Source organism: Polynucleobacter sp. MWH-UH2A, assembly GCF_018687195.1.
GTDB lineage: Bacteria > Pseudomonadota > Gammaproteobacteria > Burkholderiales > Burkholderiaceae > Polynucleobacter.
The window spans coordinates 1,234,662-1,257,028 of the sequence record NZ_CP061321.1 but is presented as its reverse complement, the minus strand read 5'-3'; the positions used below and the strand labels follow the sequence as shown (position 1 = coordinate 1,257,028).

General features: G+C 46.6%; 21 protein-coding genes. 19 read left to right on the top strand and 2 right to left on the bottom strand.

What is annotated here, in order from left to right; all coding sequences use genetic code 11:
* The first annotated feature begins 8 nt into the window (after positions 1-8).
* Positions 9-563 (top strand): outer membrane protein, encoded by a 555-nt coding sequence (locus IC571_RS06525; RefSeq protein WP_215315524.1) that lies wholly within the window; start codon positions 9-11, stop codon positions 561-563.
* Between the two features lie 344 nt (positions 564-907).
* On the opposite strand, the gene IC571_RS06520 is transcribed toward IC571_RS06525, so the two are convergent.
* Positions 908-1,609 carry a Bax inhibitor-1 family protein gene (locus tag IC571_RS06520; RefSeq protein WP_215315523.1) on the bottom strand — a complete coding sequence of 234 codons (702 nt, stop codon included), beginning with the start codon at positions 1,607-1,609 and terminating at the stop codon, positions 908-910.
* A gap of 269 nt (positions 1,610-1,878) precedes the next feature.
* On the opposite strand from IC571_RS06520, the gene ndk reads away from it, so the two are divergent.
* The 15 genes from ndk (at position 1,879) to IC571_RS06445 (ending at position 19,022) form a co-directional block, all read left to right on the top strand.
* On the top strand, positions 1,879-2,304 hold the full coding sequence (ndk, locus tag IC571_RS06515; protein WP_215315522.1) for a nucleoside-diphosphate kinase: 426 nt from the start codon (positions 1,879-1,881) through the stop codon (positions 2,302-2,304).
* A gap of 87 nt (positions 2,305-2,391) precedes the next feature.
* Entirely contained in the window at positions 2,392-3,540 is a 1,149-nt protein-coding gene (gene rlmN / locus IC571_RS06510) for a 23S rRNA (adenine(2503)-C(2))-methyltransferase RlmN (RefSeq protein ID WP_251373558.1), read from the top strand.
* 36 nt (positions 3,541-3,576) lie between these two features.
* On the top strand, positions 3,577-4,845 hold the full coding sequence (gene ispG / locus IC571_RS06505; RefSeq protein ID WP_215315520.1) for a flavodoxin-dependent (E)-4-hydroxy-3-methylbut-2-enyl-diphosphate synthase: 1,269 nt from the start codon (positions 3,577-3,579) through the stop codon (positions 4,843-4,845).
* Positions 4,846-4,868: 23 nt separating this feature from the next.
* Positions 4,869-6,197, top strand: coding sequence for a histidine--tRNA ligase (hisS, locus tag IC571_RS06500; RefSeq protein ID WP_215315519.1), 1,329 nt, complete (start codon positions 4,869-4,871; stop codon positions 6,195-6,197).
* A gap of 73 nt (positions 6,198-6,270) precedes the next feature.
* A complete protein-coding gene (locus IC571_RS06495; RefSeq protein ID WP_215315518.1) occupies positions 6,271-6,930 on the top strand; it encodes a tetratricopeptide repeat protein in 660 nt (219 codons plus the stop codon).
* Positions 6,930-8,081, top strand: a complete 1,152-nt coding sequence (gene bamB / locus IC571_RS06490) for an outer membrane protein assembly factor BamB (protein WP_215317849.1) — start codon at positions 6,930-6,932, stop codon at positions 8,079-8,081. Before IC571_RS06495 ends, bamB begins: the two co-directional genes overlap by 1 nt.
* Positions 8,078-9,442: a ribosome biogenesis GTPase Der gene (gene der / locus IC571_RS06485; protein ID WP_215315517.1), complete on the top strand. Its 1,365-nt coding sequence runs from the start codon at positions 8,078-8,080 to the stop codon at positions 9,440-9,442. The genes bamB and der overlap by 4 nt, the downstream gene beginning before the upstream one ends.
* 212 nt (positions 9,443-9,654) lie before the next feature.
* Positions 9,655-9,897, top strand: coding sequence for an RNA chaperone Hfq (gene hfq, locus IC571_RS06480; RefSeq protein ID WP_215315516.1), 243 nt, complete (start codon positions 9,655-9,657; stop codon positions 9,895-9,897).
* Between the two features lie 70 nt (positions 9,898-9,967).
* Positions 9,968-11,131, top strand: a complete 1,164-nt coding sequence (gene hflX / locus IC571_RS06475; RefSeq protein ID WP_251373267.1) for a GTPase HflX — start codon at positions 9,968-9,970, stop codon at positions 11,129-11,131.
* A complete protein-coding gene (hflK, locus tag IC571_RS06470; protein ID WP_215315515.1) occupies positions 11,121-12,695 on the top strand; it encodes an FtsH protease activity modulator HflK in 1,575 nt (524 codons plus the stop codon). The genes hflX and hflK overlap by 11 nt, the downstream gene beginning before the upstream one ends.
* Positions 12,695-13,564, top strand: a complete 870-nt coding sequence (gene hflC / locus IC571_RS06465; RefSeq protein ID WP_215315514.1) for a protease modulator HflC — start codon at positions 12,695-12,697, stop codon at positions 13,562-13,564. Before hflK ends, hflC begins: the two co-directional genes overlap by 1 nt.
* 20 nt (positions 13,565-13,584) lie before the next feature.
* A complete protein-coding gene (locus IC571_RS06460; RefSeq protein WP_215315513.1) occupies positions 13,585-14,745 on the top strand; it encodes an ATP phosphoribosyltransferase regulatory subunit in 1,161 nt (386 codons plus the stop codon).
* Between the two features lie 70 nt (positions 14,746-14,815).
* On the top strand, positions 14,816-16,156 hold the full coding sequence (locus tag IC571_RS06455) for an adenylosuccinate synthase (RefSeq protein WP_215315512.1): 1,341 nt from the start codon (positions 14,816-14,818) through the stop codon (positions 16,154-16,156).
* Positions 16,157-16,227: 71 nt separating this feature from the next.
* The gene (locus tag IC571_RS06450) at positions 16,228-18,444 is read left to right on the top strand and encodes a malate synthase G (protein ID WP_215315511.1); all 2,217 of its coding nucleotides are present in this window, start codon (positions 16,228-16,230) and stop codon (positions 18,442-18,444) included.
* 74 nt (positions 18,445-18,518) lie between these two features.
* Positions 18,519-19,022 carry a hypothetical protein gene (locus IC571_RS06445; protein WP_215315510.1) on the top strand — a complete coding sequence of 168 codons (504 nt, stop codon included), beginning with the start codon at positions 18,519-18,521 and terminating at the stop codon, positions 19,020-19,022.
* On the opposite strand, the gene IC571_RS06440 is transcribed toward IC571_RS06445, so the two are convergent.
* Complete coding sequence (locus tag IC571_RS06440; protein WP_251373265.1) at positions 19,009-19,566, bottom strand: hypothetical protein; 558 nt, start codon at positions 19,564-19,566, stop codon at positions 19,009-19,011. The genes IC571_RS06445 and IC571_RS06440 overlap by 14 nt on opposite strands.
* Before the next feature lie 26 nt (positions 19,567-19,592).
* Between IC571_RS06440 and IC571_RS06435 the strand changes: the two genes are divergently transcribed.
* From IC571_RS06435 to IC571_RS06425, 3 genes are read left to right on the top strand one after another with little or no spacing between them, the layout of a single operon-like run.
* Positions 19,593-20,834 (top strand): MFS transporter, encoded by a 1,242-nt coding sequence (locus IC571_RS06435; RefSeq protein ID WP_215315509.1) that lies wholly within the window; start codon positions 19,593-19,595, stop codon positions 20,832-20,834.
* Between the two features lie 9 nt (positions 20,835-20,843).
* Positions 20,844-21,530 carry a dienelactone hydrolase family protein gene (locus IC571_RS06430; protein WP_215315508.1) on the top strand — a complete coding sequence of 229 codons (687 nt, stop codon included), beginning with the start codon at positions 20,844-20,846 and terminating at the stop codon, positions 21,528-21,530.
* Positions 21,531-21,557: 27 nt separating this feature from the next.
* A complete protein-coding gene (locus tag IC571_RS06425; RefSeq protein ID WP_215315507.1) occupies positions 21,558-22,343 on the top strand; it encodes a DUF4239 domain-containing protein in 786 nt (261 codons plus the stop codon).
* Positions 22,344-22,367 lie beyond the last annotated feature (24 nt).

Below are 22,367 nucleotides of genomic sequence, written 5' to 3'. Positions count from 1 at the left end.
GATGTGTTGTGAAAAAAATTGCGTTCTTACTTTTGGTATTGCTAGCACCGATTGCCTACGGGCAGTCCCAAAATTTTGAAGGTTTTGGCCTTTCGTTTGATTACTCCCTAAACTCCATTACAGATAAATCCAATCCAGGCGGATCTGCAACTAGTAATAGTGGTATTCCGAGTATTACTGCAGATGCTTACAAAGCCATCAACGATCAATGGTTAGTTGGCATCTATGGAACCTATGATTTGGGCACAACAGATACTTCTGGATCTGACCCTGATGCGCATCACCCGATAGAGGCGGGTGCAAAAGTTGGCTACGCCATCACAGAAAAACTTCTGGGCTATGTAAAGCTTGGATACTCTTGGTCAAAATATTCATCACCAGGTTATTACCAATGGATTAATGGACCTAGTTACGGACTCGGTGTGGAATATCTGCTAACCAAGAATCTATTTACCAGGGCGGAGATTTCACAACAGAACTACAAAACGGTTTACTGGAGCGATGGCTCTAGCGATAAGGTAAACATCAACTCTTATGGCGTTTCTATCGGTTGGCGCTTCTAATAAATAAAGATGCACCAAATTAGCGCTTAGTCAGTACCTCTGTGGTGCGCAGTTCAAAAAGGTAGTGCGTATAAGTTCAACCCCAGTCCTCTGTAAGAGTAGATTGAAAGCGTGCGGTGATGGTTTGCCGTCAATCAATTGGCTGGGAGTAAATCATGAGAGCCTCGGATAGTTTTGCAATCCTATTAATTTTGATTGCACTGTCTTACGCTGTGAGTATGTTTGTAGCAAATTAATACAAACATAAGTTAGGCAGTAGAAAGATAGTAAGCAGGCAATAAAAAAGCGCCCGTAGGCGCCTAAAGAGAACAACACACTTTAATTAAAGTGTGTCTTGAATTCTCTTAGTCTCGGTTACCGCCAAAGATGCCCAAGAGGGCAAGTAAGTTGGTGAACACGTTGTACACATCTAAGTAGATCGCTAATGTCGCCATGATGTAGTTGGTTTCACCGCCATTTACTACACGCTGCACATCAACCAGGATGAAGGCGGAGAAGATAGCGATTGCTAAAACCATCACAGTCAACATTAAAGAGGGCAACTGCAACCAGATGTTGGCCAAAGAGGCAACGATCAAGAGCAGAACGCCCACCATCAACCATTTACCTAGGCCAGCAAAATCACTCTTGCTCACAGTAGCAATCGTAGCCATGGTCGCAAAGATTGCGGCTGTGCCACCAAAAGACAGCATGATGAGTGCTGCGCCATTGCTGTAGCTGTTAAGCGTAAAGCCAACTAAGCGAGAGAGCATGATGCCCATGAAGAAGGTGAAGCCCAATAAGAGCAGAACGCCTAGACCAGTGTCTTTGTTCTTATCGATAGCCCAGAAGAAGCCAAAAGCCACTGCCATGAATACGATGAAACCCATGAATGGGCTGCCAGCAAACAGGTCAAGACCCATGGCAACACCAAGCCAAGCGCCGATAACAGTAGGCACCATGGAGAGCGCCAAGAGCGCATAAGTATTGCGTAGCACGCGGTTGCGTACTTGAACGGTACTGATCGAGCCAGCTTGACCAAAGCCGTAAGAGTTAAGGTCACTCATAAAGACTCCTTCTTTCGTAGTAAACACATAAGCCCATCAAGGACTGTTGACACTAAGTATAGACAAAACACCCTAATTTCAAGATCTGGCATAAAAAGACTACAAAACGAGGGGTTATACCCTGTAAATTCAAGACCTTAGCCCTACCGTTATAGGGGTAAATACGGTCAGACAATGTATAATTCGGGGGTCGTTGGAGTGGGGTGTCCGTTTGGACTGACATAGACCTTACCCAACAAATACCTTTGAAATCACTATTGGAGTCCTGAATGGCAATCGAACGCACCCTCTCAATCATCAAACCTGATGCTGTCGCTAAAAACGTCATCGGCAAAATCTATGACCGTTTTGAATCAGCTGGTTTGAAGATCGTCGCGTCCAAAATGGCACATCTTTCACAGTCTGAAGCAGAGCAGTTCTATGCCGTTCACAAAGAACGTCCTTTCTTCAAAGATTTGGTGAGCTTTATGATTTCTGGCCCAGTCATGATTCAAGTTTTGCAAGGTGAAGGCGCAATCGCTAAGAACCGCGACTTGATGGGTGCTACCGATCCTAAGAAAGCAGAAAAAGGCACAATCCGTGCTGATTTTGCTGACAGCATCGATGCAAACGCAGTACACGGTTCTGACGCTCCTGAAACTGCTGCTGTGGAAGTTGCATTCTTCTTCCCTGGCATGAACGTTTTCAATCGTTAATCGTTACTTGCTGTTCAATACTTTTATTGATAAGTAGGCGCATTGACCTCCCCGCGCGTAAATCTCTTAGATTTTGACGCTGACCAAATGGCGGCGTATGTCGCGGGGTTAAATGAAAAGCCCTTCAGGGCAAAGCAACTCATGCAGTGGATACACCAGCGCGGCGTATCTGACATCAACGACATGAGTGATTTAGCAAAAAGCTTTCGAGCGACCTTGCTCGATAAAGCAGAAGTTCTCTCTCTTCCGGTTATCAAAGACGAACATGCTCAAGATGGCACACGCAAGTGGCTATTGGATGTGGGGGCAGGTAATGCGGTTGAGTCTGTTTATATTCCAGAAGATGACCGTGGCACTTTGTGTATCTCTTCTCAAGCTGGCTGTGCAGTCAATTGCCGCTTCTGTTCAACAGGGTATCAAGGCTTCTCGCGCAATCTGACTTCAGGCGAAATCATTGGCCAATTGTGGTTTGCTGAGCACCTATTACGCAATGACCCTGATGCAGTGCGTCGTATTGAAAAATATCCTACGCCAGGTTGGGAGCACACTGGGCGCGTAATTTCAAATGTCGTGATGATGGGCATGGGTGAACCATTGCTCAACTACGACAATGTCGTATCTGCATTACGTCTCATGCTCGATGATAGGGCTTATGGATTATCTCGTCGTCGCGTAACAGTTTCAACATCGGGCGTTGTGCCGATGATTGATCGATTAGCGCAAGATTGCCCAGTGGCGTTAGCAGTATCTTTGCATGCGCCGAATGACGCATTACGCGACCAGTTGGTGCCATTGAATCAAAAATACCCACTGCGTGAATTACTTGATGCTTGTGAGCGTTACCTGCCATTTGCACCAAGAGATTTCTTGACCTTTGAATACTGCATGCTTGATGGTGTGAATGATTCTGACATCCAAGCAAAAGAATTAGTGCGCTTGTTGAAAAACATCAAGTGCAAGATCAACCTCATTCCATTTAATCCTTTCCCTGAGTCTGGCTTGAAGCGTTCGCCGGCTCAACGGGTTAATACCTTTGCCAGTATTCTCTTAGATGCCGGTATGGTGGCAACGGTGCGTAAGACCCGTGGCGATGATATTGTCGCTGCCTGTGGTCAGTTAGCAGGGGATGTGATCGATCGTACTCGCGTACGTGAGCGCGCGGTACATGATTCTGAAATCATTGTCGACACACCATCGAATGAACGGCCGATTGAATGGCTGAAAAAGCTAAATTAAGAAATAAGTTAAGAAATAAGTTAAGCATTCATTGATATGAGCGATTCCTTAAATCAAACCAAGTTGCCTTTGGGTCCTTCTCCCAAACGTGCCACTCGCCAAGCGAGGGTGGTTTGGAAAACGAATATCGTGACGGTTGGTGGTGATGCCCCAGTGCGCGTGCAATCGATGACCAATACCGACACTGCAGATGCAGTCGGTACTGCCATTCAGATAAAAGAATTAGCACGCGCAGGCTCAGAGATGGTTCGTATTACCGTGAACACACCTGAAGCGGCGGCAGCAGTTCCTTATATCCGCGAGCAGTTAGACAAGATGGATATCTTGGTGCCGTTGATTGGTGACTTTCATTACAACGGCCATACGCTATTAAATGATTTTCCGGACTGTGCAAAAGCACTCTCTAAGTACCGCATCAATCCAGGCAATGTAGGTAAGGGCGCGAAGCGAGATCCTCAATTTGCGCAGATGATTGAAGCGGCATGCAAATATGACAAGCCTATTCGGATTGGTGTGAATTGGGGTAGCTTGGATCAAGATCTATTGGCTTCCATTATGGATAGCAATGCAACGCTCGAAGTTCCAAAGACTGCGCAAGAGGTGATGATTGAGGCCTTGATTCAGTCGGCCTTGCAATCAGCTGAGAAAGCGGTTGAGTTGGGCATGAACCCCAATCAAATTCTGCTCTCATGCAAAGTGAGCAACGTACAAGACCTAGTAGCTGTCTATCGTGATTTGTCACGTCGCTCAGACTACCCATTGCATTTGGGGCTTACTGAAGCCGGCATGGGCAGTAAAGGTATCGTGGCTTCGACTGCAGCCATGGGAATTTTGTTGCAAGAAGGTATTGGCGACACGATTCGTGTTTCTTTAACGCCTGAACCTGGCGCTCCGCGTGAGAACGAAGTAATCGTTGCTCAAGAAATTTTGCAAACCATGGGCTTGCGTAATTTCACGCCGATGGTGATTGCATGTCCTGGATGCGGTAGAACAACCAGCACCACTTTCCAAGAATTGGCGGCTAATATTCAGTCTTATCTGCGTCAGCAAATGCCGATTTGGAAAAAGACACATCCTGGCGTGGAAAACATGAATGTGGCAGTCATGGGTTGCATCGTGAACGGCCCTGGTGAAAGCAAGCATGCCAATATCGGTATTTCCTTGCCCGGCACAGGGGAGACCCCTGCAGCCCCTGTATTTGTGGATGGGGTTAAAGTAAAGACCTTACGTGGCGAGAATATTGCTCAAGAGTTTCAAGTCATCGTTGATGACTATGTCAAACAAAACTACGTTGCAAAGAATTAATTAAAAACAATAAGAACAAGACAATGACTGACCAGAACAATCAAGCTAAAGTTCAAAAGGCACAAAAAATCAATGGCGTGCGTGGCATGAATGATTTATTGCCGGCTGATGCTGCGCAATGGGCGCATCTTGAGCATGTTCTGCGTGACCTTACTCGTGCTTATGGTTATGAGTTTTTAAGAACGCCGATTGTGGAGGCTACAGCGGTATTTCAACGAGGCATTGGTGAAGTCACCGACATCGTAGAAAAAGAAATGTATTCCTTCGAGGATCGTCTTAATGGTGAGCAGCTTACATTGCGACCTGAAGGAACTGCGGCATTAGTACGCTCCGTTATTGAAAATAATCTTCTCTACGAAGGACCAAAGCGTCTTTGGTACACAGGTCCGATGTTCCGCCATGAGCGCCCACAGCGTGGCCGCTATCGCCAGTTCCATCAATTTGGTATTGAGGCATTGGGTTTTGCGGGCCCAGATATTGATGCTGAAATCATTCTCATGGGACAACGCCTTTGGGATGAGTTGGGTCTCAAAGGAGTGCGCCTTGAAATTAATTCATTAGGCCAAGCAAATGAGCGTGCCGAGCACCGCGCAGCCTTGGTGGCGTACTTCGAGAAAAACCAGTCACAGCTGGATGAAGATTCTCAACGTCGTTTATTAACCAATCCACTGCGCATCTTGGATTCTAAAAATCCAGAGATGCAAGCTTTGATTGAGAGCGCACCAAAGTTATTAGATTTCTTGGGTGAAGAATCACTCAAGCATTTTGAGGCAGTTCAAGCATTGCTCAAGGCAAACAATATTCCTTGCAAAATTAATCCACGCTTGGTTCGTGGTTTGGATTACTACAACCTCACCGTCTTTGAATGGATTACTGATGAGTTAGGTGCGCAAGGCACGATTGCAGGTGGGGGTCGCTATGATCCATTAATTGAACGCATGGGTGGTAAGGCTGCTCCGGCATGTGGTTGGGCAATGGGGATGGAGCGTGTTCTCGAACTCATGAAGGTTTCCGGATCTTTGCCTGAGACCCAAGCCCAATGCGATATTTTTGTTTTGCATCAAGGTGGCGAGACCTTGACTGCTGCCATGATCATTGCCGAGCGTTTGCGCAGTGCGGGCATCGATACGATTTTGTTCTGTCCGCCAGATGGTCAATCTGCCAGCTTCAAGTCTCAAATGAAGAAGGCTGATGCCAGTGGAGCAGCGTTTGCCGTCATTATTGGTCCAGATGAGCTGGCCAAGAACGAGGCAGCCCTAAAAGACCTGCGTGGTACAGGGGAGCAAAAGACCGTGCCTTTGGATGGGGTGCTTGAGGCAGCAATTGACGCCTTGGTTGGTGCCTCCGAATAGAATAGTGGAATAGCGATATACCTATATAAGTAGCTGTTACCTGAAACAACGTGATTTATGAGTTTGGATTGATATGCCATTAGATTTAGAAGAACAAGAACAATTAGACCAATTCAAAGCGTTTTGGCAAAAGTATCGCAACCTCATTACCGGCGTTGCCACAGTCGCATTATTTGCCTATGCCGCTTATAGTGGTTACGAATGGTGGCGCAATAGTCAAGCGCTTGAGGCATCCAAGTTGTACGAGACGATGGTAACTGCCATTGCAAAGGGTGATAAAGAGCAAACTTTACGTGCAGCAGATGATTTGCAAAAAGATTTTGCCCGCACACCATATGCACCAATGTCCAGTTTGATTGCTGCTCGTATTGCCTCTGATGCGGGTGATAGTGCTAAGGCATTAGATTATTTACGCTGGGCTGCTAAGAATGCTTCTAATGATGCCTATCTTGCTTTAGCCAAGATGCGTTTGGTATCTCAACTGATTGAACAAGGCACTGAAAAAGACTTTGCTGAAGCAGATCAGATTTTGCAGAGCAAGCCCATTGTAGGCTTCGAAGCCCTTTGGCTTGAGCGTCGTGGGGATTGGTATTTGGCGCAAAAGAAAAATGAGCAAGCTAAAACTAGCTATCAAGATGCTTGGAAAAAATTAGATCAAGCTAAAGAGTTTCCTGAAGAGGCGCGCCGTCTCTTGAAGGTGAAGCTTGATGCGGTTGGAGGAGTTGCACAGTGATGGTAGCTAAGCGCATGGTAGGGTTGGTAAGTAAAGTTTTCGTGCTAGGAGTAGTTGCAGCAGCGCTAGTCGCTTGCTCTGGAAACTCTCGTGTTCGTAAACCTGCCGAGTTGGTTGAAGTCAAAAATCAATTTGATTTGCAACCAGTGTGGTCTACCAGCGTTGGCTCATCCGAGTCATTTAATTTTCATCCGGTAGTAGCGGGTAACTCGGTCTATGCAGCATCGCACCGCGGCAATTTGGCGAAGATTGATTTGGCTTCTGGTAATAAGGTGTGGGAAGTCTCTGTACCTGAGCGTTTGGCTATTGGTCCTGGTTCAGACGGCCGTACGACTGTCGCAGTATCTATTAAGGGTAATGTTTATGCCTACGACGATACAGGCAAGGCCCTGTGGAATGTCAATGTCGGTAGCGAAGTATTAAGCGAGCCTGTAGTTGCCGGTGGCGTAGTCGTTATTCGTGCACTTGATAACCGTTTCATTGGTTTAGATGCACAAACAGGTGCTCGTAAGTGGAATTACCAGCGTCAACAATCCGCATTGTCATTGCGTGTAGGTTATGGCATGTTGCCAATTAACAATGAAGTGATTGTGACCGGTTTTGCAGGCGGTCGTTTTGGCATGATTGCACTTGCCAATGGCGGGTTAATTTGGGAGACCCCAGTGTCTTTTCCAAAAGGTTTCTCTGAAATTGAGCGCTTAAATGATGTGACGGCTAAGCCCAGCATGGAAGGGGAGATTCTGTGCGCAGTGTCTTATCAGGGGCGTATCGGTTGCGGTCAAGCACGTACTGGCAACTTGCTCTGGTTTAAAGATTTCTCAAGCTATACCGGAACTGCGCAAAGCTCAGATTTAGTATTCTCTGCTAATGAGAAGTCGCATGTATTTGCCTTTGCAACAAAAGATGGCGGACAGTTTTGGGAGAATACCCAGCTGACATTCCGTGATGTAGGAGAACCTCTTGCGGTTGGAAGAGTGCTATTGATGGGCGATGCACAAGGTTATGTGCATGCATTTGCACAAGCCAATGGTGAGATGGTGGCACGTATTCGTCATGACAGCAGCCCGATATCAGCAGCTCCGATTGCGGTAGGTGGTTTGATTGTGATTCAGTCTCAAGGCGGGAAGATTGCCGCCTATAGCCCCAAATGAATCCAGTCATCACCATCGTTGGTCGTCCCAATGTCGGGAAGTCCACTCTCTTTAATCGCTTAACGCGTTCGCGTGATGCTCTCGTTGCCGACTTTTCTGGTTTAACGCGTGACCGTCACTATGGCAAAGGTCGCATTGGCGATCGCGCATTTATTTGTGTAGACACCGGTGGTTTTGAGCCGGTTGCCAAGACTGGCATCGTGGCTGAGATGGCAAAGCAAACCAAACAAGCGGTTGCTGAGTCTGACATTGTGATTTTCTTGGTCGATGGCCGTTTAGGTTTAGCGCCACAAGACAGAGTCATTGCGGATTTCTTGCGCAAGTCTGGCAGACCCGTCATTTTGGCGGTGAACAAAACTGAGGGCATGCAAGCCGGTTTAGTGACTGCAGATTTTCATGAGCTTGGACTTGGTGAACCCTTTCCGATTTCTTCTGCGCATGGTGATGGTGTCCGTGGCCTGTTGGATGATGCACTCGATTCTTTAGGTATTGAGGAGCCGGACGAAGAAGAGTTAGCGAACGACCCTAATCGCCCTATGAAGATTGCGGTGGTGGGTCGTCCAAACGTGGGTAAATCCACCCTGATTAACAAATTGATTGGTGAAGAGCGCGTTATTGCGTTTGACATGCCAGGAACTACGCGTGATGCGATTGAAGTTCCTTTTGAGCGCAATGGCAAGCCTTACATCCTAGTAGATACCGCAGGCCTGCGTCGTCGTGGCAAGGTATTTGAGGCGATTGAAAAGTTTTCTGTTGTCAAAACATTACAAGCAATTGCGGATTGCAACGTCGTGATTTTGATGCTCGATGCGCAGCAAGATATTTCCGAGCAAGATGCCCATATCGCTGGCTTTATTGTTGAAGCCGGTCGTGCTTTAGTCGTTGCTGTCAATAAATGGGATGGTATTGATGCCTACGTGAAAGAGCGTGCGCGTCTAGAGATTGCGCAAAAATTACGTTTCTTGGATTTTGCTAATGTGCATCCGATTTCAGCGAAGAAGGGCACTGGTTTAAAAGAGCTCTTTAAGGATGTCGATTCTGCTTATGCGGCAGCGATGGCAAAACTGCCAACCCCACGCTTAACCCGAATCTTGCAAGAAGCAGTGGAGCATCAGCAACCTAAACGAGTAGGTATGGGTCGACCCAAATTGCGTTATGCGCACCAAGGTGGCATGAACCCGCCTATCGTGGTGATTCATGGAACATCTTTAAGTGGCGTAACCGATAGCTATAAGCGTTATTTAGAAGGCCGTTTTAGGGATGTCTTCAAGTTACGGGGAACCCCATTACGAATCCAGATGAATACCGCCAAAAATCCTTATGTGGATGCGGATAAGGGTAAAAAAGGGAAAAAGCGCTAGTTTTCTCCTGTTTTATCCCTAGATTCGAGTAAGGGCTTGATTTTTATAAAATTAGGCTCAATATACCAAGTTCAAGAATCCATTTTTAAGCAGAATTAAGACACGATTAAAACGGCAACAAATTAAAAGCAACGCAATAAAAGCAGCACAACAAAAGCAAGACTCCCATAAAAAACAAATCAATAAAAATTCAAAAATAAATTAGGAGCGGTATGAGCGCTAAACAAATCCAATTACTTCAAGATCCATTTCTGAACGCTTTGCGTAAAGAACACATTCCTGTGTCGATTTATCTGGTTAACGGTATTAAGTTGCAGGGCAATATTGAGTCATTCGATCAATACGTTGTCTTGTTGCGTAACACCGTGACGCAAATGGTTTACAAGCATGCGATCTCGACGATCGTTCCTGCTCGTGCTATTGATTTTCGTATAGAAGAAGGCAGCCCTGTATAAAACTGGAGTAGATGCGGCACGCGCAGTTCTGGTTGGAGTAGATACAGGACGCGAAGATTTTGCAGATAGCATGGCCGAACTCAGCCTTCTGGCTGATAGCGCTGGCTCTATACCCGCAGCTAGTGTGATTGCCCGTAAGGGTAGAACCGATCCTGCTTTATTTATCGGTTCAGGTAAAGCCAATGAGCTTAAGCGGGTGATGGAAGAGCAAGACGCAGAGCTGGCCATCTTCAATCACCCCTTATCTCCAACTCAGCAGCGTAATCTCGAGCGTCATATTGGGCGCCATGTGATGGATCGCACTGGCTTGATATTAGATATCTTTAGCCAACGCGCACAAAGTCATATCGGTAAGACTCAAGTGGAATTGGCGCAAGTGCGCTATCGCATGTCACGATTAGTCAGAGCATGGAGTCACTTGGAGCGGCAGCGTGGTGGTATTGGTGTACGCGGTGGTCCCGGTGAAACCCAGATGGAGCTCGACCGCAGGATGTTGGCAACCAAAGCCAAGCGCCTAGAAAACGAATTAGAAAAACTTCAGCGTCAGCAACGCACGCAACGTCGGGCACGTAATCGCAAAGATGTGTTTTCGGTATCGTTGGTTGGCTATACCAATGCTGGCAAGTCAACTTTATTCAATGCTTTAACTAAGGCTGGTACCTATGCTGCTGATCAGCTCTTCGCCACCTTGGATACCACCTCCAGAAAGGTGCATTTGGATGGGGTGGGGTCGATTGTGGTGTCTGATACGGTGGGCTTTATTCGGGAGTTGCCCCACCAGTTGGTGGAGGCATTTAGGGCTACTTTGGATGAAACGATCCATGCGGACCTGATATTGCATGTGATTGATGCCTGCAGCCCCGTTGCCAAGGAGCAAAAAGCAGAGGTAGAGGCGGTTTTAGCTGAAATCGGGGCGGATGAGATCCCCCGCATTGAGGTGATGAATAAGATCGACCTGATGCCCCAAACCTTTACCCATGGGGCGGTTTTAGAGAGGGACGCCCAAGGCTTCCCAGCCCAGATTTTCCTATCAGCCCAGTCCGGCTTAGGCCTTGATTTACTGCGCTCAACCTTAGCGGAATGCTCCCAAATGACTGATAAAATGAGGGCTGAACAAAATCGTGCCAAAACTCAGATGACTCCTGAGGAGTTTTTAGCTCCTCTACCTGAAAGACCCGAGTCATCCGAATTTAATCCGATACCTAAGCAAAGCTATTTTTCGAATGATGCGTAAATTCTTGGGCCTGTTTTCGGTCAATGATCCCAATTGGGGCAATAGCTCTAACGGAGGATCTAAAGATGCCAAAGAGGGGCAGGAGAATGAACAAGCTCCAAAAGTAGATCCAGGTCAAACCAACGCACCAGCAGATAAACCAACTGGTCAGCAAACCAAACCAGATGGCCCGCCCGATTTAGATGAATTGTGGCGTGATTTCAATGACCGCATTGCTGGCTTATTTGGTGGCAAGAAAAAGCCAGGAGGTGCGAGCAGTGGTGGGAATGGAAGTGGAAATGGAAACACGGCTTCCAATCCAAATCCAAATGCTAATAAACCGAATAGCACCGATATTCCTCCGCCATCTCAACGAGGTAATTCAGGAGGTGGTGGCAATGGTTTTTCTGCCCCCAACTTTAATTTCGTAAATCCATTTGAATCCAAAAAAGGATTTTTGGTGACGATTGCCATTGCTGCCTTTATTTGGCTAGGCAGTGGCTTTTTTATTATTCAAGAAGGTCAGGCAGGCGTAGTGCTGACTTTCGGTAAGTACGATTACACCGCTAAGTCCGGCATCAACTGGCACTTACCTTGGCCGATTCAATCGGAAGAGACAGTGAACTTATCGGGTGTTCGCTCAGTTGAGGTGGGTCGCCCAGTATTAATTAAGGCAACCAATCAAAAAGATTCTTCAATGCTCACTGAAGATGAAAACATTATTGATGTGCGCTTTGCTGTGCAGTACCGCCTAAAAGATCCAACTGATTATTTATTTAATAACCGCGACCCTGATGCTGCTGTAGTGCAAGCAGCAGAAACTGCTGTGCGCGAGATCGTGGCGCGTAGCAAGATGGATACCGTGTTGTATGAAGGGCGCGAAAAGATTGCGATTGATCTGGCGAGTTCTATTCAGAAAATTCTGGATAGCTACAAGGCTGGTATTTATGTGACCAGCGTTACCGTGCAAAACGTTCAGCCTCCAGAGCAAGTGCAGGCAGCTTTTGATGATGCGGTTAAAGCAGGTCAAGACCAAGAGCGCCTCAAGAGCGAGGGAGAGGCATACGCTAATGACATCATTCCGCGCGCCAAGGGTACGGCTGCGCGCTTGGTTCAAGAGGCAGAGGGTTATAAGGCTCGTGTAGTAGCGACTGCGGAGGGTGATGCAGCTCGCTTCAAACAAATTCTGGCGGAGTACACCAAAGGACAGCAAGTCACGCGCACTCGCATGTACATCGACACTATGAGTGAGGTGTATAGCAATGTAACCAAGATTTTGGTGGATACCAATAAGAGCAATAGCTTGTTGTATTTGCCGCTTGATAAGATCGTTTCCCAAGTAAATGCCGAAAGTGCGCAAGCAACGGGCGTGCCTGCAACAACTAGCGGTACACAAACCCCTTCGGGCTCTGTAACTGTTGGTGGTGCAACTGGATCCAATAATTCAGCGAGCTCTACAACGGCGCCACCAGCGCCGACGGGAGCTGCAAATAATTCAGGTGCATCAAGTGCTGCAAATACTTCTGGCAGCAAGTCAGTAGATAAGCGTGATGGCTTACGCAGTCGCGATCGGGATTCACGCTAATGAATGCCAATCGTCTTATCGCTGGTGTTATTGCCTTTGTCGCTTTGATCTATGTGCTCTCATCAAGCATTTTCATCGTAGATCAACGAAAGTTTGCCGTCGTCTTTTCGTTTGGTCAGATTGTGCGCGTGATTGAGAAGCCAGGTATCCAGGTGAAGTTTCCTGCGCCATTTGAGAGCGTACGTTTCTTTGACCGCCGTATCTTGACCATTGATAACCCAGAAGCAGAACGCTTTATTACAGCTGAAAAGAAGAATCTACTTGTTGATTCTTATGTGAAGTGGCGCATCGTAGATCCACGTAAGTTCTTTATTAGCTTTAAAGGCGATGAGCGCCTTGCGCAAGACCGTTTAACGCAGTTGGTGCGCTCAGCATTAAATGAAGAGTTCACAAAGCGCACTGTTCGTGAATTGATTTCAGATCAGCGCGAGCAAGTCATGCAGGGCATTCGCAAAAAGGTTGCTGATGACGCTTCTGATATCGGCGTTGAGATCGTTGACGTTCGCCTAAAGCGTGTTGATTTATTAGCTGAAATCAGTGACTCTGTTTACCGTCGTATGGAAGCTGAGCGTAAACGTGTGGCGAATGAGCTGCGCTCGATGGGCGCTGCAGAGTCTGACAAGATACGAGCCAATGCCGAGCGCCAGCGCGATACGATTTTGGCGGAAGCTTATCGTGAAGCCCAAAAAATTAAAGGGGCGGGTGATGCTAAGGCAATTGCTATCTATAACGAAGCATTCTCCAGAGATCCAAACTTTGCTGAGTTCTATCAGAGCTTGCAGGCTTATCGCAATACCTTCAAAGATAAGAAGGATGTGATAGTGGTAGAGCCCAATAGTGATTTCCTGAAGTATCTGCGTAAAAAATAAGAAAGCGAATAGTTCACATCATGAATCGTTGGTTACTTCCTGAAGATATTGCAGATGTTTTACCAGCCGAGGCTCGTAAAGTCGAATCTTTACGTCGCTCGATTTTGGATCTCTATCAATCCTATGGCTATGAACTCGTAGCACCTCCTATCCTGGAGTTTTTGGATTCATTATTGACGGGTACTGGTTCCGATCTCAATCTACAAACCTTCAAGTTAGTAGATCAACTATCTGGTCGTACTTTGGGATTGCGTGCTGATATCACGCCACAGGTGGCACGGATTGATGCGCACCTATTGAATCGTGTGGGAGTCACTCGTCTTTGCTATGCAGGGTCTGTGGCACACGCTCGTACCCCGGTAGGGAGCTCTTCACGTGAACAGTTGCAGTTGGGTGCAGAGATTTATGGTTGCGCTAGCTGGGAAGCTGACTTTGAGGCGATTACCTTGCTACTCAAAACTCTAGATGTCGCAGGATTGAAGAGGGTCTACCTAGATCTATCTCATGCCGGAATTTTGGCTGGCATCTTAGCGGATCAAAAACTCGATAAGAGCACTGTCGAATCTTTATATGGCTTGTTGCAAAGTAAAGATCGTCCCCGTTTGCGCCAGTGGGCTACATGCTTACCTGCTAAGGTAGCTGATGCATTGCTGGCATTGACTGAGCTCAATGGCCCATGCGCAGAAGTATTGGCTAATGCTAAGAAAGTATTGCCAAAGCACGCTGCTATAGATCAAGCCTTAACGGATTTAGAGCGCATCGTCACTACTAGTAAGGCCAATAGCAATCTTGAGCTCAGTATTGATTTGGCTGACCTGCGTGGTTACCAGTATCACAGTGGGGTGATGTTTGCAGCTTATGTCGACGGATTGCCTCAGCCGATTGCCAGAGGGGGTCGCTATGACCAGGTAGGCCAAGCCTTCGGTCGCTCACGCCCGGCGACAGGATTCTCATTGGATTTACTGACCTTAGCAAGCTTGTCACCGTTAATTGTTCGCAAGATGGCCATCTTGGCGCCTTGGGTACAAGATGCTGCTTTGGAAAAAGCGATTGCTGATTTGCGTAATCGTGGCGAAGTGGTTATTCAGGTACTCGCTGGTGAATCCGTTGAGGCTGCTGAATATGAATGCGATCGAGAGTTGGTAAAGCAGGGCAGCTCTTGGGAAGTAAAGAAGAAATAAAGAAGAAGCAATCAACTTAAAACAGAATTTTTACCCTTAACCTATTTTGTAATTATCTTTTGGATTAAATATGTCTTCAAAGCAGCAAGCACAAGGTCGTAACGTCGTTGTCATTGGTACCCAGTGGGGTGATGAAGGCAAAGGTAAGGTGGTCGATTGGTTAACTGATCATGCTCAAGCAGTAGTTCGCTTTCAGGGTGGTCACAATGCCGGCCACACACTCATTATTGGTGACAAGAAAACAATTTTGCGTTTGATTCCATCAGGCATCATGCATAAAGATGTCATTTGCTACATTGGTAATGGTGTTGTGCTCTCACCAGAAGCGCTCTTTAAAGAGATTGGTGAGCTCGAAGCTGCTGGTTTGAATGTCCAGTCGCGTTTGAAGATTTCTGAAGCAACGACTTTGATTCTGCCGTATCACGTGGCGATCGATCATGCACGTGAGAAGAAGCGTGGTGAAGCCAAAATTGGTACAACCGGTCGTGGCATTGGCCCTGCATACGAAGATAAGGTAGCGCGTCGTGCCTTACGCGTTCAAGATTTATTCTATCCAGAGAAGTTTGCAGCTCAGTTACGTGAAAACTTGGAGTATCACAACTTCATGCTCACCAATTACTACGGTGCTGAGCCTGTGAATTATGAGAAGACGCTTGCTGAAGCAATGTCTTATGCTGAACGCCTCAAGCCCATGGTGGTTGACGTTTCTAGTGCCTTATATGCTGCTGAACAAGCTGGTCAAAACCTCTTGTTTGAAGGTGCGCAAGGCACTTTGCTCGATATTGATCATGGCACTTATCCGTATGTAACCTCTAGTAACTGTGTGGCAGGTAACGCGGCTGCCGGTTCTGGTGTTGGCCCAGATTCATTGCAATATATTTTGGGTATCACTAAAGCTTATTGCACTCGTGTTGGCGCAGGCCCTTTCCCAAGCGAACTGTATGACCATGACAATCCAGCAAGACAAGATCCAATTGGTGTTCGTCTTGCAGAAGTAGGTAAAGAGTTTGGCTCTGTAACAGGACGTCCACGCCGTACAGGTTGGTTGGATGCTGCCGCTCTGAAGCGCTCAATTCAGATTAATGGTCTTACTGGTTTGTGCATCACTAAATTGGATGTGCTTGATGGCTTAGAAACCATTCGTTTATGTGTTGGCTACACCTTGGATGGCAAGAAATTGGATGTATTGCCACGTGGCGCTGAATCGGTTGCTCGCTGTGAGCCAATTTACGAAGATTTCCGGGGCTGGAAAGGCACGACTTTTGGTATTCGGGAGTGGGGTAAGTTACCGGTTGAGGCGCAAAATTTCCTGCGCCGTATTGAGGAAGTGGCCGGAAAACCGATCGCCATGGTGTCTACGGGCCCAGAGCGTGATGAAACGATCTTGCTCCAGCATCCTTTTCAGGATTGATGGAAAATAATCGATTCCTCCCTTAATTATTTAAGTTATTTAATTTTTGCATTAGAAACTAAGGTTTAAACATGACTGCGCGTACTATCTGCAATAGCCTTCAAGTGGCAACCCCTTTATATCGTTTTATTGAAGACAAAGTGCTTCCTGGAACCGGCATTAAGAGCGCCGACTTCTGGAAAGGTTTTGATGAAATCGTTAAAGACCTCACTCCTAAAAATGAAGCATTGTTGGCCAAGCGTGACCGCATTCAGTTGGATTTAGATAAATGGCATCAAGCTAATCGTGGCCCGATTAAAGATATGCCTGCCTATCGCAAATTCTTAAAAGAGATTGGCTACCTTGATGAAGTCCCAGGCAAAGTTGCTGGCACAACTAAAAACGTTGATGATGAGTTAGCTTTACAAGCAGGTCCTCAATTAGTTGTTCCTGTGCTCAATGCACGTTATGCATTGAATGCTGCTAATGCCCGCTGGGGTTCTCTATATGACGCCTTGTATGGCACTGATGTTATTTCAGAAGATGATGGTGCCACTAAAGCAGGGGCATACAACCCGATTCGTGGTGCAAAAGTAGTTGCTTATGCACGTAATTTCTTGGATCAAGCAGCGCCTTTGGCAAAGGGCTCACATCGTGATTCAGTAGCGTACACAGTAGATGGTAATAAATTGTCTGTGAAGCTCAAAGATGGCAGCACTACCGGCCTTGCAGATGAGAAGCAGTTTGTAGGCTACCAAGGCGATGCAGCAGCCCCAAGTTCTGTGCTCCTACGTAATAACGGCGTTCATATCGATATCGAAATCAATAAGAGCAAAACCATTGGCGCTGGTGATCCAGCAGGCATCAATGATGTTGTGCTTGAGGCAGCGCTCTCTACCATTTTGGATTTGGAAGACTCAATTGCTGCAGTGGATGGCGACGATAAGGTACTCGCCTATGAAAACTGGCTTGGTATTTTGAAGGGCACCTTGGTTGAAGAGGTCAGTAAGGGTGGCAAGACCTTTACTCGCACTCTGAATCCAGATCGCCAGTACAAAGCTGGTATTGGTGCAGTAAATGCCAAAGATGGTGTAGTGACTTTGCATGGCCGCTCACTCTTATTCCTCCGCAACGTTGGCCACTTAATGACTAACCCAGCCATTTTGACTGGTGAAGGTAAAGAGATTTATGAAGGTATTTTGGATGCGGTAGTAACGGTATTGATCGCGCTCTACGACATCAATCGTCCAGCAAGCCAAGCTATTGGCAATACCCGTAAAGGTTCTGTTTACATTGTTAAGCCAAAAATGCATAGCCCAGAAGAAGTGGCTTTCGCTGCTGAACTCTTTGGTCGTGTAGAGAAGTTATTGGGCTTACCAGCAGATACCGTAAAACTAGGCATCATGGACGAAGAGCGTCGCATGAGTGCAAACATCAAAGCAGCTATTGCAGCGGCTGGCGCACGTGTGGCCTTTATTAATACCGGCTTCTTGGATCGTACCGGCGATGAAATGCATACTTCTATGTACGCTGGCCCAATGATCCGTAAGGGCGATATGAAAACCAGCAAATGGTTGTCCGCCTACGAGCGTCGTAACGTATTTGCTGGTTTGGATTGTGGCTTGCGTGGTCGCGCTCAGATCGGTAAGGGTATGTGGGCAATGCCAGACATGATGAAGGCGATGGTTGAGCAGAAGATTGTTCATCCAAAAGCTGGTGCAAATACTGCTTGGGTTCCATCACCAACAGCGGCTACCTTGCATGCGCTTCACTATCACCAAGTAAACGTGGCTGAACTCCAAAAGGAAATGGAAAAGTTGGATACCGCTGCTGAAGCCGAAGCCTTGCTAAATGACTTGTTAACTATTCCAGTGGCTGAGCAAGCAAATTGGTCTAAGGAAGAGATTCAGCAGGAGTTGGATAACAACTGCCAAGGTATCTTGGGTTATGTAGTGCGCTGGATTGACCAAGGTGTTGGTTGCTCTAAAGTTCCTGATATTCATAACGTTGGTTTGATGGAAGACCGTGCAACTTTGCGTATTTCTAGTCAGCATATCGCTAACTGGTTATTGCATGGCATCGTCACTGCGGATCAGGTGAACGAAACATTGCAGCGGATGGCCAAGGTAGTAGATGGCCAGAACGCAGGTGATCCACTGTACAAGCCAATGATGCCGAACTACAAAGATTCTTATGCTTACAAAGCAGCTAGCGATCTGATTTTCAAGGGTCTTGAGCAGCCAAACGGCTACACTGAGCCGCTCTTGCATGCATGGCGCTTGGAAGTGAAAAAGGCGCAAGCGAAGTAACCCCCATTCGCTTGCAAATGAAATGGATTTGTCGAGAGGCAAATCCATTTTTTATTGCGCAGACCTGTTAAGTCATGTTTAGTTTTCTCAATCCATTCCTGCGTTTTCAGCGTTCGCATATAACCTTTCCATTTATGCATCATGATGGTGGAAGAGAGGCTGCCGGTTTCAAAGGCGGGGCAGGTGACTGTGTAGTCAGGTCAATCGCAATTGCTGCCAAACTTCCTTATCTGCAAGTCTATGAAGACTTGCGCCAAGCAAATGCGAGCTATGCGCTTGAGCGAGATAACAAGGTGTCAAGACATCTTGCCCGCAAAGGTTCATCTCCGCGAAATGGTAATCATCGAGATGTCTTTCATGACTACATTCTTAGTCATGGCTTTGATTGGGTGCCAACCATGAAAGTAGGTGCGGGCTGCCAGGTGCATCTCAGGCCAGATGAGCTACCTGCAGGCACATTGATCGTCAAAGTATCAAAGCATCTGACTACTGTGATTAATGGGGTGATTTATGACACGCATAACCCATCTAGAGGGGGAAATCGTTGCGTGTATGGCTACTATATTAAGAGTCGTTGAAGCTGCTGCGACCATATTTAAGGTTCCAAGCCGCTTTATACGTATTGGTCATGCCAATCATGATTGAAGTGGTCCAGGCCAAAGAAAACAGGCCAGTAAAGGCAATAAAGAAAGCGAGACTTTTCCAGCCGGCTGGCAAGATATCCGCCACAAATCCGACGGTTGTATAACAGCTTCCGGCAAATAGCAGCGCTTGAACTGCATCGTCGATTAAACCAAGACCCAGCAGGTAAAAGCACCATAGGATAATTTCGCAGAGATGTACTAATGCCACGAAGAAAAAAGAGGCATAAAAATGGATGAATACACGGTTGTATTGCCCATTGTTTAAATTGACATCAGTCCTTTTTTCAAAGCGCATGATGATGTGATTAATGCCGCTACCATGAAATATCAGTACGACCACCATTCCAACAAGACCAAAAAATACATCGGTAATCAGCGGAATGAGGGGAAGGCCCATGATGCTGGAGTTGGCAATCTGTTCAGGTAGGAGTGGCATGGAAAGCCCTGCAAGTATTGGTATCAAGAGGGATAATGTCATATTGACCAATTCCTGTAAAGCAAACCTTGAAGCAGCCATCCCCTCTATTTGAATCCCCAAAGCGCGAGCGTTTTTTTCTCTTTGCGCTTGCCGGAATTCAGTTCACTCATATCTTGGACTTCATGATCATGATGCCTTTAGGGCCTCAGTTCATTACAGCGCTATCGATTAACACCCACGAGTTTGGCTTATTGCTTTCTTCTTACACTTTCGCCGCTGCGATAGCGGGAGTATTTGCCACCTATTACATTGATCGCTTTGAGAGAAGGCAGCTACTGCTACGCCTATATGTCTGCTTTATTGTGGCAACGGTCGCCTGTGCGTTTGCGCCAAACTATCACATGCTATTTATTGCGCGTGCTTGTGCTGGTGCATTCGGGGGAATACTAGGTTCTTTTGTGCAAACCATTGTTGCCGATTCCATCCCGTTTGAGCGTAGAGGTAAAGCCTTGGGAACGGTGATGGCGGCTTTCTCGGTATCTACGGTTGCTGGTGTACCCCTGAGTTTATTTCTGGCAAACCATATCTCCTTCTTAGGCTGGCGTGCGCCATTCCTATTCATCGGCATTATTTCTATTGTGATTTTGTTTATTGCTTATCGCAATATTCCCAAGATTGCTGGCCATCTCGGCCACGTCAACGAAGGGAATCGTTTTAAGCAAATCTATGAGATTGCCATTGCCCATCAACATGCCCGCGCATTTCTATTTATGGGCTTGATCATGATTACTGGTTTCTCGGTTATTCCCTATATAGCCTTGTATCTCACTTCAAATGTTGGGGTGGCTAATTCATATATCTCTCTCATCTATTTGTGTGGGGGCGTTGCTACTTTAATGAGCTCAAGATTAATTGGTCATATGGCCGACCAGTATGGCAAGGTTAGGGTGTTTAGAGTGCTGGCTATCATCAGTTTGATTCCCTTGATTGTTACCACCAATTTAGTGCCCGTACCCTTGTGGGTCGTTCTAATCAACTCTACCTCGTTCTTTATATTAATTTCAGGGCGCATGATTCCAGCAATGGCAATCGTAAGTCAATTAGTTGAACCAAAGATCAGAGGCGCTTTCATGAGCTTAGTGGGCTCAACACAGATGCTTGCTTCTGGCATTGCATCTGTTCTAGCGGGCCTTATAGTGACTATTACCCCAGATGGAAAGATGGAGCATTACAGCCTAGTTGGATATGGCGCTGCAGTCTGCGGTTTGCTAACTTTTTGGCTGGTAGGATATATACATTCTGATACAGATAAGCATACGAAAGCATAAGGAGACAATATGATTGAGTACAAAAGACCCGATGGCAACTCTGTTCAAGGCTACCTAGCTGAGCCTGCTCAGCCACAAGGCGCTCCTGGTGTAGTCGTCATACAAGAGTGGTGGGGTCTTGATGATGAGGTCAAGTCCGTTGCTGATCGCTTGGCAACAGCAGGCTATCGCGCACTCGTACCAGATTTGTATCGCGGCAAACTTGCATTAGAGGCCAAAGAAGCTGAGCACCTGATGGGCGACCTCAATTTTGGTGACGCGGCAGGTCAGGATATTCGCGGAGCAGTGCAATATCTTAAAGCTACTGGCAGCGCTAAGGTCGCGGTCACCGGATTTTGTATGGGTGGAGCACTCACCGTATTGTCCGCATGCAATGTGCCTGAGCTTGATGGCACAGTGGTTTGGTATGGTTACCCTCCATTAGAGTATGTGGATGCAAACGCAATTACAAAGCCCATGATGGCGCACTGGGCTACTCACGACGATTTCTTTGCCATTTCTGGGGTAGATCAACTGGAGGCAAAGTTAAAAGAAGCGAATGTCAATCATGAGTTCTATCGTTACGATGCCAAACATGCTTTTGCTAATCCGAAATCTAATTCTCGTGGCTTGCCACCCCTACAATACAACGCAGAGGCAGCTAAGTTAGCCTGGGATAGAACCCTGGATTTCCTACAAAAGAACCTTCATCGCTGATCTGAATTCATCAATACTGGATTACTCATGCTCTTTAATTGGATATATAAACGCAGTAATGCTCAGATTCTGATTCTGTTGGTCTGTTTCTTCGTGGTTTTATTAGATGCCGCCCCTCGGGTGCTGCAGTCTATTCCGGCGCTGGCTCCGTCACAAGATAGTACTCGCCTAGGATTGAGTCTATTTGGATCCATTATTACCTTGAGTGGATTGCTCATCGGTTTTCTCTTAAACCAAGCGCAAATGAATTTACGCGAAGTGCAATCCTTGGTGTCTCAAGAAGCGGGGCGCATTAATAACTTAGATCGCTTACTGACTCGTTATGGAGACCCGGCCATTGCCGTTATTCGTAAGGAGCTATTTGAGTATATGAACTCCATCGTGAATGACGAGTGGCCTGATTTGGAAAAAGCGCAGGGCAGTAGCAAAACCCATATGCTGTGGCGCGGAATCTCTCGCAAAATTATGTCGCTTGAGCCTGTGAGCAATCGTCAAATTGCAATGTATACCGACATCATTAAAAAGTCAGAAGAGGTGGCTGAAAGTAGGGAGGCTCGTATAGAGCGGGCTAGCATCCACTTGCCTGGTTTGTTCTGGATTGTGATTCTGATTTGTATCTTTTCTCTTGTGGCGATCAACACGTTATTCTTGCCCTCTGATTCCTTTGCCTTTGGCCTGAAAATCCTGCCAGTGACATTGGGCGCCTTGATTTCGCTATTGGTAATTACGGATCAGCCATTCAAGGGCCAAAGCGCTGTGAAGCCAGTCGCCTTTTATAAGATCATTGATTCGATCAAAACACGTACCGAATAAAATTTATACACTGATTTATAAATA